Genomic DNA, 17,143 nt, shown 5'->3' on the forward strand with positions numbered 1-17,143 from the left:
AACGGGCTTCTCCCGGCGCAGGGTGACCAACAGGTGAGACGCGCGACCACCGCCCGGCGGCTGTGAAACACGGTGGAAACCGGGGCGTGTTGGGACTCGTACGGGCGCGTCGGCCCCCGCAATCGCCCGCGCGGCACCGGCACACGAGAGCCAGGTGGGGGCCCGCTGGTGACGTTGCGTAACGCCATGAGGTGCGATCCATTGTCCTGTCGCCCGATGCGCATTAGCTTCGGCACATGAGCGCCATCGGCCCTGTCGAACCCGGCGAGGACACCTACCACCACCCGGAGACCCAGCTCACCGGCGCCACCCCGGCCCGCGTCCGTACCGCCGTGCCCGCGCGCCACCGCCGGGCGGCCCTGCCGGCCGTCGCCGCGACCCTCACCACGGGCGTGTGCGTGTACGTCCTCAACGCCCCCGCGCCGCCGCCCGAGCCGCCGCCACCCTGGCCCTCGCAGGTCGTCGGCTTCGCCTACACGGGCGCGTCGCCGAAGGGCGACCGGACGGGGGCGTTCACCTTCGACATCACCATCTCGACCGAGCCCGGCCGCCGCGTGCGGATCGACGCCATCACCCAGCCGTCGGCGGCGCTCGCCGTATCGACGCAGCCCTCCGCCCCGTTCACCGTCCCCGCCGGGAAGTCCCGTGAAGTACTGGTGACCGTCTCTGTACTCGACTGCGCGTCAGTACCACGGAACGCCGCACTCCCCTTCCTGGATGTCACCCTGCGTAATGAACGGGCGGTCCAGAAACAGAGCCGGATCCTCGGAAACGGGTACCCGGAAGACCTCGGCGCGGCCGTCCGGAAAGCGTGCACCCGTCCCGCTCCGTAATCAATCGACTACCAGCAGAGTCCTGCTGGTTCTCACCATGTGGACTCCCGAACGGTCTCAAAACACACGTCTTTCCCTTCCCTTACGGGCTTCACCACGCTTCCGTCATAACAAGAGCGTCACATCATGGGCCGCACCTCTGCACCACCCCCACCAGCGCGCTTAGAGTCACGGCCAGTCACCGCGCCACCGGATTCCTTTCAGTTCGGTTCCAGCGCTCGACCCGGCTTCCCAGTCAGGGACAGCCGTGCCAGGGGAAAGGACTGATCGTGCGTCACCGTTCCTTGTTCATAGTCACCACTGCTGTCACCGTGGGAGCCCTCACGCTTTCTGCCTGCGGCTCCCGCGACGACAGCAGCGAGGGCGGCGGCGGCGGCGGAAAGACAACCGTCGTCATCGGCCTCGACGCGCCGCTGACCGGAGACCTCTCCGCGCTCGGCCAGGGCATCAAGAACTCCGCCGACCTCGCCGTCAAGACGGCCAACAAGAACAACGAAGTCGAAGGCGTCACCTTCAAGCTGGAGGCGCTCGACGACGTGGCCCAGGCCGCGACCGGCCAGCAGAACGCCACCAAGCTCGTCGGCGACGACGAGGTCATGGGTGTCGTCGGCCCCCTGAACTCCGACGTCGGCCAGTCGATGCAGAAGGTCTTCGCCAACGACAACCTGGTCCAGGTGTCGCCCGCCAACACCAACCCCGAGCTGACGCAGGGCAAGGACTGGCAGGCCGGCAAGAAGGTCCGCGGCTTCGACACGTACTTCCGCACGTCGACCACGGACGCCATCCAGGGCCCGTACGCCGCGCAGTACATGTTCAACGAAAAGAAGCTCAAGAAGGTCTATGTCATCGACGACAAGAAGACCTACGGAGCCGGTCTGGCCGCCACCTTCTCCGCCGAGTTCAAGAAGCTCGGCGGCAAGGTAGTGGGCACCGACCACATCAACCCGGACGACAAGGACTTCTCGTCCGTGGCGAGCAAGGTCGCGCAGACCGACGCCGAGTTCGTCTACTACGGCGGCGAGTACCCGGCCGGCGCCCCGCTGGCCAGCCAGATCAAGAACGCCGGCGCCAAGATCCCCACGGTCGGCGGCGACGCTCTCTTCAGCGCCGAGTACATCAAGCTGGGCAAGAAGAACTCCGAAGGCGACCTCGCCAGCTCCGTCGGCGCGCCCCTGGAGACCCTGGACACCGCCAAGACGTTCATCAAGGACTACGCGGCCGGCGGCTACGACGGCGCGTTCGAGGCGTACGGCGGCTACTCCTACGACTCCACCTGGGCGATCATCCAGGCGGTCAAGGCCGTCGTCGAGAAGAACGACGGCAAGCTGCCCGGCGACGTCAAGGACGCGCGCAAGCAGATCACCGAGGCCATGCAGGACGTCAAGTTCGACGGAGTCACCGGATCGGTCGGCTTCGACGAGTTCGGCGACACCGTGAACAAGCAGCTCTCCCTCTACGAGGTCAAGGGCGGCAAGCACGTCCCCGTCAAGACGGGCGTGTTCGAGGGCTGACCGGGCTCACCAGCCCTCCCTCCATATAGGAACTACCACCGCGCGGGGGCGCCACAGCGCCCCCCCGCGGCCGTATCTGACCCCACTCATTCGGAGGCCCCGCGGTGAACGATCTGCCGCAGCAACTTGCCAACGGCCTGCTACTCGGCGCGCTGTACGGACTCATCGCAATCGGTTACACGATGGTCTATGGCATAGTCCAGCTCATCAATTTCGCCCATGGCGAGATATTCATGATCGGCGGCTTCGGTGCGCTGACCGCATTCCTCTGGCTGCCCAGCGGCACCAGCCTGCTCATCGCGCTGCCCCTCATGATCCTCATGGCGATGGCCTGCTCCGTGCTCGTCGCCGTAGGAGCCGAACGCTTCGCCTACCGGCCCCTGCGCAACGCACCCAGGCTCGCACCACTGATCACCGCGATCGGCCTCTCCATCGCACTGCAGCAGGCGGTCTGGGCCTTCTACCCCGACGCCACCAAGTCCAGGCCGTTCCCCGAATTCGAAGGCGGCAGGCTCGACTTCGGCGCCTTCGCCATCAGCCGCGGCGACCTCTTCCTGCTCATCGCCGCCCCCCTGTGCATGATCACCCTCGGGTTCTTCGTCTCCAAGACCCGCACCGGGCGCGCCATGCAGGCCACGTCGCAGGACCCCGACACGGCCAAGCTGATGGGCATCAACACCGACCGCATCATCGTCACCGCGTTCGCGATCGGAGCGGCCTTCGCCGCCATCGCCGCCGTCGCCCACGGCCTCAAGTACGGCGAGGTCAACTTCAAGATGGGCTTCATCGCCGGACTCAAGGCATTCACCGCCGCGGTCCTCGGCGGAATCGGCAACATCTACGGCGCCATGATCGGCGGACTCGTCCTCGGCCTCTCCGAAGCCATGGCCACCGCCTACATCGAGAACATCCCCGGCATGTCCCAGCTCGGCGGCGGCGCCTGGAAGGACGTGTGGGCGTTCGTCCTCCTCATTCTCGTCCTGCTGCTGAGGCCCCAGGGTCTGCTCGGCGCACGCGTCTCGGATAGGGCGTGACACCGATGACCACGACAATCGACAAAACCGCGACCCCCGCCCCGAACCCGGCTCCCCCGGTCATCGGCCTGCCCCTGTCGGCAGCCCGCGCCGGCACCGTCATCGGCGCGATCGCCACCTTCGCGAGCACCTTCCTCGCCTGGACCTGGACCGCCGCGTTCCCCGGCGACCTCAGCGTCACCGGATACCCCGGCGGCCTGCAGGTACTCACCCTCGCCGGAGCGATCCTCACCCTCCTGTACGTACTCGCCGGCTACGAGATCCGCGGACTGCGCTGGCTCACACCCGCCGGCAAGAACGGACCCGCGCTTCTCTTCGCCCTCGGCACCTTCGTCACCACCTGGTTCACCGTGATCGCCATCACCGTGGACCTCGGCGGACTCGCCAACCTCGAACCCGGCGCCTACGTCGCGGCCGTCGCCTCACTGATCGCCCTCGTCGCCGCGCTCGGGCTCCCCGCCGACGTCGCCGACGAGAACGCCGGCACGCCCAACGCCTGGCAGCGTTTCGTCCAGTGCTTCAAGGCACCCACGCCCAAGGAAGCCACAGCGCTCCCCGGCTGGGCCGAAATCCTCATCATCGCCGTCTCGTTCGGCCTCGGCCTGTACGTCTTCACGTACGGGATCGACATCGACTCCGACAACCCCCAGCTGTTCATCGGCTTCCTGATCCTCGTCGGATTCGGCGCCACAGCCATCTCCCGCGCCGGACTCAACCGCCGCCTCGCGGGCCTCACCTCCAAGCACAAGAACGTCACCGTGACCGCGGCCTTCGTCGCCGCGTTCGCCTTCCCGTTCACCCAGAGCAACGACGCGTACGCCACCATCGGTACGAACATCCTGATCTTCGCGACCGTCGCCCTCGGACTCAACGTCGTCGTCGGCCTCGCCGGCCTCCTCGACCTCGGATACGTCGCGTTCCTCGGCGTCGGCGCCTACACGGCCGCCCTCGTCTCCGGCTCGCCCTCCTCCACGATCGGCCTGCACCTGCCGTTCTGGGCTGCGGTCCTCTGCGGCGCGGGCGCCTCGCTGATCTTCGGTGTCGTCATCGGCGCACCGACACTGCGCCTCCACGGCGACTACCTCGCCATCGTCACCCTCGGCTTCGGCGAGATCTTCCGCATCACGATGCAGAACCTCGACGGCTCCTCCGGCCCCGACGTCACCAACGGATCCAACGGCATCCCCAACATCCCGGACCTCGAACTCTTCGGATTCAACCTCGGGGAATCCCATACGATCCTGGGGATGGAGCTGGGCAGGTTCTCCAACTACTACCTGCTCATGCTCCTGTTCACCATCATCGTGGTGACCGTCTTCCGCCGGTCCGACCAGTCCCGCATCGGCCGCGCCTGGGTCGCCATCCGCGAGGACGAGACCGCCGCCAGGGCCATGGGCATCAACGCCTTCCGGCTCAAGCTGCTCGCCTTCGCCCTCGGCGCCACCCTCGCCGGCATGGCCGGCACCGTACAGGCCCACGTGACCTTCACCGTCACACCCGCCCAGTACAAATTCGTCGAAGCCGTACCGCCGAACTCCGCCTTCCTGCTCGCCGCCGTCATCCTCGGCGGCATGGGCACCGTCAGCGGACCCCTCATCGGCGCGGCGCTGCTCTACCTCATCCCGGCGAAGCTCCAGTTCATGGCCGACTACCAGCTCCTGCTCTTCGGCGTCGCGCTCATCCTCCTCATGCGCTTCCGCCCCGAAGGCCTCATCGCCGACCGCAGGAAGCAGCTGGAATTCCACGAGACCGGGCAACTCGACGCCCCCAAGGGCGATATCGGCCTCAAAAAGGCGGGGGTGTGACCCAATGACCACCGACATCCAGCCCACCGACTCCGGCGCCGCCGGAACGGGCACCGCCACCGGAACGGCCGTACTGGAAGCCACCGGCGTCACCAAGAAGTTCGGCGGACTCACCGCCGTACAGAACGTCGACCTCCACGTCAACACCGGCGAGATCGTCGGCCTCATCGGCCCCAACGGCGCTGGCAAGACCACGTTCTTCAACTGCCTCACCGGTCTGTACGTCCCCACCGAAGGCACCGTCAGCTACAAAGGCACCGTCCTGCCGCACCAGTCCCACCTGGTCACCAAAGCAGGCATCGCCCGCACGTTCCAGAACATCCGCCTCTTCGCCAACATGACCGTCCTGGAGAACGTCCTCGTCGGACGCCACACCAGGACCAAAGAAGGCCTCTGGTCCGCGCTCCTGCGCGGCCCCGGCTTCAAGAAGGCGGAGAAGGAGTCCGAGGAACGCGCCATGGAACTCCTTGAGTTCACCGGCCTCGCGGCCAAGCGCGACCACCTCGCCCGCAACCTCCCCTACGGAGAACAGCGGAAACTGGAGATCGCACGCGCCCTCGCGAGCGACCCCGGACTGCTCCTGCTGGACGAGCCGACGGCGGGCATGAACCCGCAGGAGACCCGCACCACCCAGGACCTGGTCTTCGCCATCCGCGACCAGGGCATCGCCGTACTCGTCATCGAGCACGACATGCGCTTCATCTTCAACCTCTGCGACCGCGTCGCCGTCCTCGTCCAGGGCCAGAAGCTCGTCGAAGGCACCGCCGATGTCGTCCAGGCCGACGAACGCGTCGTCGCCGCCTACCTCGGCACCCCCTACGAAGGCGCCCCCGGCGCCGAGGAAGTCTCCGAGGTCGAGGCCGCGGAGGCACACGCGGACAGCACGGCAGGCACAGAAGGAGACACCAAGTGACCGCACTACTGGAGGTGGAGGACCTCAAGGTCGCCTACGGCAAGATCGAAGCCGTCAAAGGCATCTCCTTCAGCGTCGAAGCCGGTCAGATCGTCACGCTCATCGGCACCAACGGCGCCGGCAAGACAACCACCCTGCGCACCCTGTCCGGGCTGCTCAAGCCCTCCGGCGGCCGGATCATCTTCGACGGCCAGCCGCTGAACGGCATCGGCGCGCACAAGATCGTCGCCATGGGCCTGGCGCACTCCCCCGAAGGCCGCCGGATCTTCCCCCGGCTCACCATCGCGGAGAACCTCAAGCTCGGTGCCTTCCTCCGGAAGGACACGGCCGGTATCGAGAAAGACATCCAGCGCGCCTACGAACTGTTCCCGATCCTCGGCGAACGCAGCAAGCAGGCAGCCGGCACCCTCTCCGGCGGCGAGCAGCAGATGCTCGCCATGGGACGGGCACTGATGTCACAGCCCAAACTGCTCATGCTGGACGAACCCTCCATGGGACTCTCGCCGATCATGATGCAGAAGATCATGGCGACGATCGCCGAACTCAAGTCCCAGGGCACGACGATCCTCCTCGTCGAACAGAACGCCCAGGCGGCACTGTCACTGGCCGACCAGGGCCATGTGATGGAGGTCGGCAAGGTCGTACTCTCCGGCACCGGACAGGACCTGCTGGTCGACGAGTCCGTACGGAAGGCGTACCTGGGCGAGGACTGAGCCGGATACGAGAAAGGCCCGCGCCCCAATGGAGGTGCGGGCCTTCCTCACGCCGTACGCCGCCGCTACTGCCCCTTCGCGGCCTTCTTCTCCTCGGCGTCCTGGATGACCGCCTCGGCGACCTGCTGCATCGACAGCCGCCGGTCCATCGACGTCTTCTGGATCCACCGGAACGCGGCGGGCTCCGTCAGGCCGTACTGCGTCTGGAGGACCGACTTGGCACGGTCCACGAGCTTGCGCGTCTCCAGCCGGGTCGTCAGATCCGCGACCTCCCCCTCCAGCGCCTTCAGCTCGTTGAACCGCGAGACAGCCATCTCGATGGCCGGCACGACGTCGGACTTGCTGAACGGCTTCACGAGATACGCCATGGCACCGGCGTCCCGCGCACGCTCCACGAGATCGCGCTGCGAGAAGGCCGTGAGCATCAGGACGGGGGCGATGGACTCGTGCGCGATCTTCTCGGCGGCCGAGATGCCGTCGAGGACGGGCATCTTCACATCGAGGATGACGAGATCGGGCCGGTGCTCGCGGGCCAGCTCAACGGCACGCTCACCGTCACCGGCCTCGCCCACGACGGAGTAGCCCTCCTCTTCGAGCATCTCCTTGAGGTCGAGACGGATGAGCGCCTCGTCCTCGGCGATGACGACGCGGGTGGTCAGGGGCGGGACGTGCGACTTGTCGTCGTCTTCGACGGGCTGGGGCGACTCGGGGGCGGTCACTGAGGCTCCTCGTAACTGGCAGATACTGCTGTCCCTGAGCCTACCTAGCTACGGTATGGTTGGAGCACGGAAGGCCAGCCCCTTCCTTCGTTTCGAAGGAGCCCCGGTAGCCCAGCGGTAGAGGCCATGGATTCAAAACCCATACAGCGTCGGTTCGAATCCGACTCGGGGCACTTCCCTTCGTTTCCCAGGTCGGGCAACACGTTCCGCGATCTTCACACTTCCTGGTGAACGAGCGTCCGATTCCGCACGGAAACACGAAGATCAAGCGAAGCTCCGAGCATGGAGCAGCACAGATCATCGATACGCGAGGAAGCACTCGCGCTGCTGAAGCAGGGCGTAACCAATCGCGCGGTAGCCGAACGCTTGAACGTGCCTCGCGGGACTGTCGGCTGGTGGCGTCATCAGGAACGCAAGCAGCGCGGTGAGCGTGTGGGCAGGCAGCTCTGCCCGATCTGCCACAACCGCCCGCTGGACAGAAGCGCCTTTTCGTACGTGCTCGGCTTATATCTCGGCGACGGCTATATCACTCACTACGCCAAGCACCGGGTTCCCAGCTTGATGGTCACGCTGGACGACGTCTGGCCTGGTGTTCAGGAAGCGGCAGCCGCAGCACTGCAAGCGGTGTTCCCCAGCAACTCGATATGTCGCGTGCGCAAGGAGGGCTGCCATGACGTCAAGGTCTACTTCAAACACTTGAAGTGCCTGTTCCCGCAACACGGTCCGGGCAGGAAGCACGAGCGTTCGATTGAACTGCACGCCTGGCAGCAAGAGATCGTGGATGAGCACCCCTGGGAGTTCATCCGCGGCCTCATCCACTCGGACGGCTGCCGCATCACGAACTGGACCGAGAAAACCATCGGAGGCAAGCGCAAGCGGTACGAGTACGCGCGTTACTTCTTCACCAACACGTCCAGTGACATTCTGCGGCTCTTCACCGACACCCTGGACAAGGTCGGTGTCGAATGGCGGCCCTGCAACCAGCGCCGCAGCGCTCAGAACATCTCCGTCGCCCGCAAGGCGTCCGTCGCCCTCATGGACGCCCACGTCGGGCCGAAGCACTGAACTCCGGCCCGACACCAACTACTTCGGGCTGTCGTCCTCCCCCACGTGGTGGACCCTGACCAGGTTGGTCGAGCCCGCGACTCCCGGCGGGGAGCCCGCCGTGATCACCACGACGTCGCCCTTGTCGCAGCGGCCGATTCTCAGCAGGTGTTCGTCCACCTGCTCGACCATCGCGTCCGTCGAGTCCACGTGAGGACCGAGGAACGCCTCCACTCCCCACGTGAGGTTCAGCTGCGCCTGTGTCGCCCTGTCGGGCGTGAAGGCGAGCAGCGGGATCGGGGAGCGGTAGCGGGAGAGGCGTTTGACGGTGTCGCCGGACTGGGTGAACGCGACCAGGAACTTCGCGCCCAGGAAGTCGCCCATCTCGGCCGCCGCGCGGGCGACCGCGCCGCCCTGGGTGCGGGGTTTGTTGCGTTCGGTGAGTGGGGGGAGGCCCTTGGCCAGGACGTCCTCCTCCGCGGCCTCGACGATGCGGCTCATGGTGCGGACCGTCTCGACGGGGTATTTGCCGACGCTTGTCTCGCCGGAGAGCATCACCGCGTCGGTGCCGTCGATGACGGCGTTGGCGACGTCGGAGGCCTCCGCGCGGGTGGGGCGGGAGTTGTCGATCATCGAGTCGAGCATCTGCGTGGCGACGATGACCGGTTTCGCGTTGCGCTTCGCGAGTTTGATCGCGCGCTTCTGCACGATCGGCACCTGTTCCAGCGGCATCTCGACGCCGAGGTCGCCTCGGGCGACCATGATGCCGTCGAACGCGGCGACGATGTCGTCTATGTTCTCCACGGCCTGGGGCTTCTCGACCTTGGCGATGACGGGGACGCGCCGCCCCTCCTCGTCCATGATCCGGTGGACGTCGTCGATGTCGCGTCCGCTGCGCACGAAGGAGAGCGCGATGACGTCGGCGCCGATGCGCAGGGCCCAGCGGAGGTCGTCGATGTCCTTTTCGGAGAGCGCGGGGACGGACACCGCGACGCCGGGGAGGTTGAGGCCCTTGTTGTCGGAGACCATGCCGCCTTCGACGACGGTGGTGCGGACGCGGGGTCCGTCGACCTCGGTGACTTCGAGGGTCACCTTGCCGTCGTCGACGAGGATGAGTTCGCCGGCGGTGACGTCGGCGGCGAGTCCGTCGTAGGTGGTGCCGCAGGTGTGGCGGTCGCCTTCGAGGGGTTCGACGGTGATGGTGAATTCGTCGCCGCGTTCAAGGAGTACGGGCCCTTCGCGGAAGCGCCCGAGGCGAATCTTCGGTCCTTGAAGGTCGGCGAGGATTCCTACGCTGCGGCCGGTTTCCTCGGCTGCTTTGCGTACGCGCTGGTAGCGCTCCTCGTGATCGGTGTAGCTGCCGTGGCTGAGGTTGAAGCGGGCGACGTCCATTCCGGCCTCGACCAGTGCTTTGATCTGGTCGTACGAGTCGGTGGCGGGCCCGAGGGTGCAGACGATTTTTGCTCGGCGCATGCTCCGACACTAAACCTTACCGCCGGGTAGGTAATTGGTCTCACATGACTACTCAACAACCTTTGCATGAAGGGTTGTTGACAAGTGTTGAAGTGCGCGCGGGTGCGCTCTGATGAGCGATATCTCAGAGGACCGGCGGTGTCATCGTGAAGCGTGCGTTCACTTGCGCGTAGACGGTCTGCCGCTGCGGTTCGAGATCCAGGGCGGGCGGCGCTCCGGGAGCTTCGGGGGCGCCGCCGTAACTCATCGCGTACGCGGGGGCACGCGTGGCGAACGGTACGGCGTTCTCCGCTCCGATGTCGGCGAGCTCGACGAGGGCGGTGAGGTTCGCGCCGAGGGCGCCGGCGTATTCGCGGGCCCGCTGGACGGCTTCGCGGACGGCTTGCCTGCGTGCTTCGCCGTGGGCGGGTGAGTCGGGCCGCAGGGCCCACCAGGGGCCGCCGACGGTGGTGAGTTCGAGGTCGGCGAGGCGGGTGGTGAGTTCGCCGAGTGCGGTGAAGTCGGCGAGCTGGGCGCTGATGTTCACGCGGCCGTGGTAGGCGCGGACGCGTTCGCCGCGGCCGTGGCGGGTGAGTTCGGGGTTGATGGAGAAGGAGCCGGTGACCAGTTTCTCGACGGCGTCTCCGTAGGACTTGATGAGGGTGAGGGCTTCGTTGTTGCGGCGGGTGAGGTCGTCGAGGGCGGTGCGCCTGTCGGTGCCGCGGGCGCCGACGGAGACGTCGATGGTGGCGATCTCCGGGTCGAATTCGAGGCGTGCTTCGCCTCGGACGGCGACGCGGGGGGCCTCGGGGGTGCCGTAGGGGGCGGGTGGGGGCGCCGGGGTGTCGGTGGGGGCGTCGGTGGTCATGGGCGGGTTCTCCCTCGTACGGCGGCGAGTTGGGGGCGGGCGGGATGTCTCGTACTCCCGTCCGGTCACTCTTCCATCCGGTTTCCGTTCGGGCACCTCATTCGGCAGTCATCGGATCGAAACCCGCCGGGGGTGTTCGATCGCGCGTTCCTGCGTCAGAATCTAGCCGCCTTGTCTACGCGCGTTGTGCGGGTGGATGACGAGATCGAGGGAGTAGCGATGCCGCTGAACCGTAGGACGTTCCTGGGCCGTTCGGCCGCCGCCGGTGCCGGTGTGGCGATCGCCGGGGGCGCCGCGGTGCCCGCGGGGGCGCAGGAGCAGGCCGCCGGCGCGGGGGGCGGCGAGGGACATCCGCCGAAGCGGTACTCGTTCACCGTGATGGGCACGACCGATCTGCACGGCAATGTCTTCAACTGGGACTACTTCACGGACAAGGAGTTCGACGACAGGGACCGCAACGACGTCGGACTGGCCAAGATCTCCACTCTGGTGAACCGGATCCGTGAGGAGAAGGGCCGGGGCAACACGCTGCTCATCGACGCGGGCGACACCATCCAGGGCACGCAACTCTCGTACTACTACGCCAAGATCGACCCGATCACGGCGAAGCGCGGCCCGGTGCACCCGATGGCGCAGGCGATGAACGCGATCGGCTACGACGCGGCGGCGCTCGGCAACCATGAGTTCAACTACGGCATCCCGGTGCTGCGGAAGTTCGAGGAGCAGTGCCGTTTCCCGTTGCTCGGTGCGAACGCGCTGGACGCGAAGACGCTGCGGCCCGCGTTCCCGCCGTATGTGATCAAGCGGCTGCGGACGCCGTTCGGGGGTGATGTGCGGGTGGCGGTGCTGGGGCTGACGAATCCGGGTATCGCGATCTGGGACAAGGCGAACGTCCAGGGCAAGATGACGTTCCCGGGTCTGGAGGAGCAGGCCGCGAAGTGGGTGCCGAAGCTGCGGTCGATGGGCGCCGATGTGGTGATCGTGTCCGCGCACTCGGGGTCGAGCGGCACGTCCTCCTACGGAGATCAGCTTCCGCACATCGAGAACGCGGCGGGCCTGGTGGCCGAGCAGGTGCCGGGCATTGACGCGATCCTGGTCGGTCACGCGCACAGCGAGATTGCCGAGTACCGGGTCACCAACAAGGAGACCGGCAGGGACGTGGTGCTGTCCGAGCCGCTGAAGTGGGGGCAGCGGCTGACGCTGTTCGACTTCGATCTGGTGTGGGAGCGGGGCCGCTGGTCGGTCGAGAAGGTGGGCGCGCAGGTCCTCAACTCGAACACGGTCGAGGAGGACAAGAAGATCACGGGGTTGCTGGAGGACGAGCACCGCAAGGTCGTGGCCTACGTCAACCAGGTCATCGGGACGTCGACGGCCGCGATGACGACGGCGGACGCGCCGTGGCGGGACGAGCCGTTGATCGATCTGATCAACCATGTGCAGACGGAGACGGTGAAGGCGGGTCTGGCGGGCGGTGAGTGGGCGGCGCTGCCGTTGCTGTCGCAGGCGTCGTGCTTCTCGCGTACGGCGGGGATCCCGGCGGGTGAGGTGACGATCCGGGACGCGGCGGCGCTGTATCCGTTCGAGAACACTCTGGAGGCACGGTTGCTGACGGGTGCTCAGATCAGGGAGTATCTGGAGTATTCGGCGAGGTATTACGTGCAGACGGCTGCGGGGGCTCCGGTGGACACGTCGAAGCTGACGAACGCGGGCAACATCCCGGACTACAACTACGACGTGGTGTCGGGGCTGACGTACGACATCGACATCGCCAAGCCGGCCGGTTCGCGGATCGTGGATCTGTCCTTCGAGGGCAAGCCGCTTGATCCGGCGGCGAAGTTCGTGCTGGCGGTGAACAACTACCGGGCGAGCGGCGGCGGCAATTTCCCGCATGTCGCGGGCGCGCAGCAGTTGTGGGCCAATCCGGACGAGATCCGGAACACGATCATCACGTGGGTGCAGACGGCGAAGACCGTCGACCCGGCGGTGTTCGCCTCGGTGGACTGGAAGCTCACGCGCGACGGCACCCCGGTCTTCTGACTCGTCGCGCGATGACGCGCCGGCGTGGTGCCGTCCCCTCGGGACCACGCCGGCGCACCCCCGGGCGTCAGCGCGCCTCGGACAGCGGCACGAAACTCCTGGGCACCGGCACCTGCCGGTGCCTTTGCTGTCCGTCGAGGCCGAAGGTGGTGAACGCGGTCCGTCGCGGCAGCGGGTACGGCTCCGTGCCCGTCAGCGAGTTGAGGATCGTCGCGCTGCGCCAGGCGGCGAGCCCGAGGTCGGGGGCGCCGACGCCGTGCGTGTGCCGCTCGGCGTTCTGTACGTACACGGACCCGGTCACGGAGGGGTCGAGGACCAGCCGGTACTGGTCGTCGATACAGGGGCGTTGGGAATTGTCGAGCCGCATGTACGGGTCGAGTCCGGCCACGAGTTGGCCGAGCGGGCGCTCGCGGTAGCCGGTGGCGAGGACGACGGCGTCGGTGATGAGGCGGGAGCGGCCGGACTGCTGGGTGTGTTCCAGGTGCAGTTCGAGCCGGGTGGCGCCGACCCGGCCGGCCGTGCGGACGAGGACGCCGGGGGCGAGGACGGCGTCGGGCCAGCCACTGTGCAGTGTTCGGCGGTACAGCTCGTCGTGGATGGCGGCGATGGTGTCGGAGTCGATGCCTTTGTGGAGCTGCCACTGGCGCGGGACGAGTTCGTCGCGCAGCTGTTCGGGCAGTGCGTGGAAGTAGTGGGTGTAGTCGGGGGTGAACTGCTCCAGGCCGAGCTTGGAGTACTCCATGGGCGCGAAGGCTTCGGTGCGGGCCAGCCAGTGGAGCTTCTCGGCGCCGGCGGGGCGGGCGCGCAACAGGTCGAGGAAGACCTCGGCGCCGGACTGTCCGGACCCGACGACGGTGATGTGCTCGGCGTCCAGGATCCGCTCACGGTGGGCGAGGTAGTCGGCCGAGTGGACCACCGGGACCGTGGGTGCCTCGGCGAGAAGCCTGAGCGGTTCGGGGACGTAGGGCTCGGTGCCGATACCGAGCACGACGTTGCGGGCGTGGGCGCGGCCGAGGGCCTCGATCTCGCCGTCCTGGTCGAGCTGGGTGAAGTCGACCTCGAACAAGGCGCGTTCGGTGTTCCAGCGGACTGCGTCGACCTGATGGCCGAAGTGGAGGCCGGGGAGTTGTTCGCTGACCCAGCGGCAGTAGGCGTCGTACTCGGCGCGCTGGATGTGGAAGCGCTCGGCGATGTAGAACGGGTACAGCCGCTCACACGCCCTGAGGTAGTTCAGGAAGGACCAGGGGCTCGCCGGGTCGACGAGGGTCACCAGGTCCGCCAGGAAGGGCACTTGGAGGGTGGCGCCGTCCAGGAGCAGGCCGGGGTGCCAGTGGAAGGCGGGGCGCTGTTCGAAGAAGGTGGTGGCGAGGCCCCCGTGAACGCCGTCGGCGAGCGCGGCGAGGGAGAGGTTGAACGGTCCGATGCCGATGCCGACCAGATCGTGCGGCCGGTCGTAATCGTCTGCTGACAGGTCGGTCATGGAAGGTCCTTCAGGGCGTGGGCCGGATGCACCTGGGCGCCCGGGGGTCGGGGCGGGTGAGCCCATGGTGCACAACGATCCGGACCCCGAAGAGGTATCGGGGTGTGCGGTGAAGGAGAGTGCGGGGTTCGTGTGTCTCCGTGCGGAGGACGGGTCGGGCGTGGTGTACGCGGTGCCCGACCCGTCCTCTGTAAGGAGGCGGCGGTAGGGGTCAGCCGGCGCGGACGCGCAACGCGCGGCGGAGGTCGTCCAGTTGGTCGACGAGTTTGCGGCGGAGGGCGGGCAGGAGGTCCGGGCCGGTCAGGCATTCTTCGCCCAGGCGCAGTGATTCCGCGTCCACGGCGTGCAGCGGGAAGGCGTGGCGTCCGGCGAAGTCGGCGATGGCGGGGCCGCGGCGGTTGGCGAGGTCGACGGCGTCGGTGTAGTAGCGCGGGACGTATTTGCGTACGAGGTCGGTCTGTTCGGGCTGCCAGAAGCCCTGGGCGGTGGCGGTGAAGAGGTGGTTGGACAGGTCGTCGGTGAGGAACAGCCGTTCCCAGGCGGCGGCTTTGGCGTCGCCGTCGGGGAGGGCGGCGCGGCAGCGGGCGGCGCCTTCCTGGCCGGTGGCGCTCGGGTCGCGGGCGAGTTCGTCGGCGATGGCGGTGTCGTCGGCGGCGCCGAGGACGGCGAGGCGGTAGAGGATGCGCCAGCGCAGTTCGGGGTCGAGTTCGGGGCCGCCGGGGACGCTGCCGGAGTTCAGCCAGTCCTGGATGCCGTCGGGCTGGGTGGCGGCGGAGATGAAGTGGCGTACGGCGGTGAGGCGCAGGCCGGGTGCGTTGCCGTCCTCGGTGCGGCGGATGAGGGCGCGGCAGATGCGGGTGAGGGTGGCGAGGGCGGCGGGCCGGTCGTCGGGGCCGAGGTAGCGGTCGGCGATCTGGGTGGCGGCGAAGCCGAGTACGCCTTGGACGACGGCGAGGTCGGTTTCGTGCGGGAGGTGGGTGCGGGCGGCGTCCAGGTAGGCGGTGGGGGGCAGTTCGCCGTCGCGGACCATGTCGCGGGCGGTGTTCCACACGACGGTGCGGGTCAGCGGGTCGGGGATGCCGGAGAGGCAGTCGAGGGCGGTGGCCCAGGAGCGGGCGTCGAGGCGGACCTTGGCGTAGGTGAGGTCGCCGTCGTTGAGCACGACCAGGTCGGGGCGGCGGCCGGGGCGGACGGTGGGGCCGTCCTGCTGCGGGATGTCGATCTCGAAGCGGTCGCGGGGGGTGAGGTGGCCGGGGTCGACGAGGTCGCGGTCGTAGGCGCCGACGGCGATACGGTGCGGGCGGTTGCCCTGCTGGGCGATGTCGAGGGTCCAGCCGGCTTCGGAGCCGTTGCCTCCGACGGTGGGGGTGAGGGTGTCGACGCCGGACGTGCGGAGCCACTTCTCGGCCCAGCGGTGGACGTCGCGGTCGGTGGAGGCGGCGAGGGAGTCGATGAAGTCGGCGAGGGTGGCGTTGCCGAACTTGTGCCGGGCGAAGTGGGTGTTGATGCCGGCGAGGAAGTCCTTCTCGCCGAGCCAGGCGACGAGTTGGCGCAGCGCGGAGGCGCCCTTGGCGTAGGAGATGCCGTCGAAGTTGAGCATCGCGGACGCGGTGTCGGGCACGGCGTCGGGGTCGGGCGCGACGGGGTGGGTGGAGGGCCGCTGGTCGGCGTCGTAGCCCCAGGACTTGCGGTCGATGCCGAAGGCGACCCAGGTGTCGGCGTAGCGGGTGGCCTCGGTGAGGGTCTGGTAGCCCATGTACTCGGCGAAGGACTCGTTCAGCCAGATGTCGTCCCACCAGGTGAGGGTGACGAGGTCGCCGAACCACATGTGGGCCATCTCGTGGGCGATGACCATGGCGCGGGTCTGCCGCTCGGTGTCGGTGACGGCGGAGCGGTAGACGAATTCGTCGCGGAAGGTGACGAGGCCGGGGTTCTCCATGGCGCCCGCGTTGAACTCGGGGACGAATGCCTGGTCGTAGGAGTCGAAGGGGTACGGCTCCTTGAACTTCTCGTGGTAGCGGTCGTAGCAGGCGCGGGTGATGGTGAGGATCTCGTCGGCGTCGATGTCGAGATGGGGTGCGAGGGAGCGGCGGCAGTGGATGCCGAAGGGCAGGCCCGCGTGTTCGGTGCGTACGGAGTGCCAGGGGCCGGCGGCGACGGCGACGAGGTAGGTGGAGATGGGCGGGGTCGGCGCGATGCTCCAGCGGCCGTCGCCCACGTCGGTGGCGATGCCGTTGCCGAGGACGGTCCAGCCTTCGGGGGCGGTGACGGAGAGTTCGAAGACGGCTTTGAGGTCGGGCTGGTCGAAGACGGCGAAGACCCGCTGGACGTCTTCGAGGAACATCTGGGTGTAGACGTAGGTCTCGCCGTCGGTGGGGTCGGTGAAGCGGTGCATGCCTTCGCCGGTGCGGGAGTAGCGCATGGTGGCGTCGACGCGCAGTTCGTGCTCGCCCGCGGCGAGGCCGGTGAGCGCGAGCCGGTTCTCGGTGAGGGCGTCGGGGTCCAGGGGCTGTCCGTCGAGGGTGACGGAGCGCAGCAGTGCGGGCTTCAGCTCGACGAAGGTGTCTCCGGCCGCGAGGGCGGTGAAGTGGATGGCGGCGCGGGATTCGAAGGTCTCGTCGCCGGTGGTGAGGTCGAGGGCGACCGTGTACCGGTGGACGTCGATGAGCTGGGCACGGGTCTGCGCTTCGTCGCGCGTCAGTACGGACATGCAGACATGCTGCCCGATGGGTGT

At 67.7% G+C, this 17,143-nt stretch carries 13 protein-coding genes and 1 tRNA gene; 9 read left to right on the forward strand and 5 right to left on the reverse strand.

Translation table 11 applies throughout. The annotated features are described in order from the left end of the window. The first annotated feature begins 236 nt into the window (after positions 1-236). The 6 genes from ACIBLA_RS11405 (at position 237) to ACIBLA_RS11430 (ending at position 6,809) form a co-directional block, all read left to right on the forward strand. The gene (locus tag ACIBLA_RS11405) at positions 237-833 is read left to right on the forward strand and encodes a Tat pathway signal sequence domain protein (RefSeq protein ID WP_363241610.1); all 597 of its coding nucleotides are present in this window, start codon (positions 237-239) and stop codon (positions 831-833) included. Between the two features lie 269 nt (positions 834-1,102). Further along, positions 1,103-2,344 carry a branched-chain amino acid ABC transporter substrate-binding protein gene (locus ACIBLA_RS11410; protein ID WP_363241611.1) on the forward strand — a complete coding sequence of 414 codons (1,242 nt, stop codon included), beginning with the start codon at positions 1,103-1,105 and terminating at the stop codon, positions 2,342-2,344. 104 nt (positions 2,345-2,448) lie between these two features. Continuing rightward, on the forward strand, positions 2,449-3,378 hold the full coding sequence (locus tag ACIBLA_RS11415) for a branched-chain amino acid ABC transporter permease (protein ID WP_242573694.1): 930 nt from the start codon (positions 2,449-2,451) through the stop codon (positions 3,376-3,378). 5 nt (positions 3,379-3,383) lie between these two features. Beyond that, the gene (locus ACIBLA_RS11420) at positions 3,384-5,183 is read left to right on the forward strand and encodes a branched-chain amino acid ABC transporter permease (RefSeq protein WP_363246525.1); all 1,800 of its coding nucleotides are present in this window, start codon (positions 3,384-3,386) and stop codon (positions 5,181-5,183) included. A gap of 4 nt (positions 5,184-5,187) precedes the next feature. Beyond that, a complete protein-coding gene (locus ACIBLA_RS11425) occupies positions 5,188-6,096 on the forward strand; it encodes an ABC transporter ATP-binding protein (protein ID WP_399198442.1) in 909 nt (302 codons plus the stop codon). Then, entirely contained in the window at positions 6,093-6,809 is a 717-nt protein-coding gene (locus ACIBLA_RS11430; protein ID WP_363246523.1) for an ABC transporter ATP-binding protein, read from the forward strand. Before ACIBLA_RS11425 ends, ACIBLA_RS11430 begins: the two co-directional genes overlap by 4 nt. 65 nt (positions 6,810-6,874) lie before the next feature. Here ACIBLA_RS11430 and ACIBLA_RS11435 read toward each other — a convergent pair whose 3' ends face one another. Beyond that, complete coding sequence (locus ACIBLA_RS11435) at positions 6,875-7,528, reverse strand: response regulator (protein WP_363246522.1); 654 nt, start codon at positions 7,526-7,528, stop codon at positions 6,875-6,877. Between the two features lie 100 nt (positions 7,529-7,628). On the opposite strand from ACIBLA_RS11435, the gene ACIBLA_RS11440 reads away from it, so the two are divergent. Continuing rightward, a tRNA-Leu gene (locus ACIBLA_RS11440) sits at positions 7,629-7,701 on the forward strand. Between the two features lie 109 nt (positions 7,702-7,810). Further along, positions 7,811-8,593 (forward strand): helix-turn-helix domain-containing protein, encoded by a 783-nt coding sequence (locus tag ACIBLA_RS11445; RefSeq protein WP_399198443.1) that lies wholly within the window; start codon positions 7,811-7,813, stop codon positions 8,591-8,593. A gap of 18 nt (positions 8,594-8,611) precedes the next feature. Here ACIBLA_RS11445 and pyk read toward each other — a convergent pair whose 3' ends face one another. Next, a complete protein-coding gene (pyk, locus tag ACIBLA_RS11450; protein ID WP_399198444.1) occupies positions 8,612-10,045 on the reverse strand; it encodes a pyruvate kinase in 1,434 nt (477 codons plus the stop codon). Between the two features lie 124 nt (positions 10,046-10,169). Then, positions 10,170-10,892: an SIMPL domain-containing protein gene (locus ACIBLA_RS11455; protein WP_399198445.1), complete on the reverse strand. Its 723-nt coding sequence runs from the start codon at positions 10,890-10,892 to the stop codon at positions 10,170-10,172. 219 nt (positions 10,893-11,111) lie between these two features. Between ACIBLA_RS11455 and ACIBLA_RS11460 the strand changes: the two genes are divergently transcribed. Then, entirely contained in the window at positions 11,112-12,929 is a 1,818-nt protein-coding gene (locus tag ACIBLA_RS11460; protein ID WP_399198446.1) for a bifunctional metallophosphatase/5'-nucleotidase, read from the forward strand. A gap of 67 nt (positions 12,930-12,996) precedes the next feature. On the opposite strand, the gene ACIBLA_RS11465 is transcribed toward ACIBLA_RS11460, so the two are convergent. Continuing rightward, complete coding sequence (locus tag ACIBLA_RS11465; RefSeq protein ID WP_363246517.1) at positions 12,997-14,409, reverse strand: SidA/IucD/PvdA family monooxygenase; 1,413 nt, start codon at positions 14,407-14,409, stop codon at positions 12,997-12,999. A 211-nt stretch (positions 14,410-14,620) separates the two neighbouring features. Continuing rightward, on the reverse strand, positions 14,621-17,119 hold the full coding sequence (gene pepN / locus ACIBLA_RS11470) for an aminopeptidase N (protein WP_399198447.1): 2,499 nt from the start codon (positions 17,117-17,119) through the stop codon (positions 14,621-14,623). Positions 17,120-17,143: the final 24 nt, after the last annotated feature.

The organism is Streptomyces sp. NPDC050433 (assembly GCF_044458565.1).
Lineage (GTDB): Bacteria > Actinomycetota > Actinomycetes > Streptomycetales > Streptomycetaceae > Streptomyces.

Excerpts from the sequence above, each read along its gene's own strand:
- ACIBLA_RS11405 (WP_363241610.1), top strand. The coding sequence starts at position 237 with ATGAGCGCCATCGGCCCTGTCGAACCCGGCGAGGACACCTACCACCAC.
- ACIBLA_RS11420 (WP_363246525.1), top strand. The coding sequence starts at position 3,384 with ATGACCACGACAATCGACAAAACCGCGACCCCCGCCCCGAACCCGGCT.
- ACIBLA_RS11425 (WP_399198442.1), top strand. The coding sequence starts at position 5,188 with ATGACCACCGACATCCAGCCCACCGACTCCGGCGCCGCCGGAACGGGC.
- ACIBLA_RS11445 (WP_399198443.1), top strand. The coding sequence starts at position 7,811 with ATGGAGCAGCACAGATCATCGATACGCGAGGAAGCACTCGCGCTGCTG.
- pyk (WP_399198444.1), bottom strand. The coding sequence starts at position 10,045 with ATGCGCCGAGCAAAAATCGTCTGCACCCTCGGGCCCGCCACCGACTCG.
- ACIBLA_RS11455 (WP_399198445.1), bottom strand. The coding sequence starts at position 10,892 with ATGACCACCGACGCCCCCACCGACACCCCGGCGCCCCCACCCGCCCCC.
- ACIBLA_RS11460 (WP_399198446.1), top strand. The coding sequence starts at position 11,112 with ATGCCGCTGAACCGTAGGACGTTCCTGGGCCGTTCGGCCGCCGCCGGT.
- ACIBLA_RS11465 (WP_363246517.1), bottom strand. The coding sequence starts at position 14,409 with ATGACCGACCTGTCAGCAGACGATTACGACCGGCCGCACGATCTGGTC.
- pepN (WP_399198447.1), bottom strand. The coding sequence starts at position 17,119 with ATGTCCGTACTGACGCGCGACGAAGCGCAGACCCGTGCCCAGCTCATC.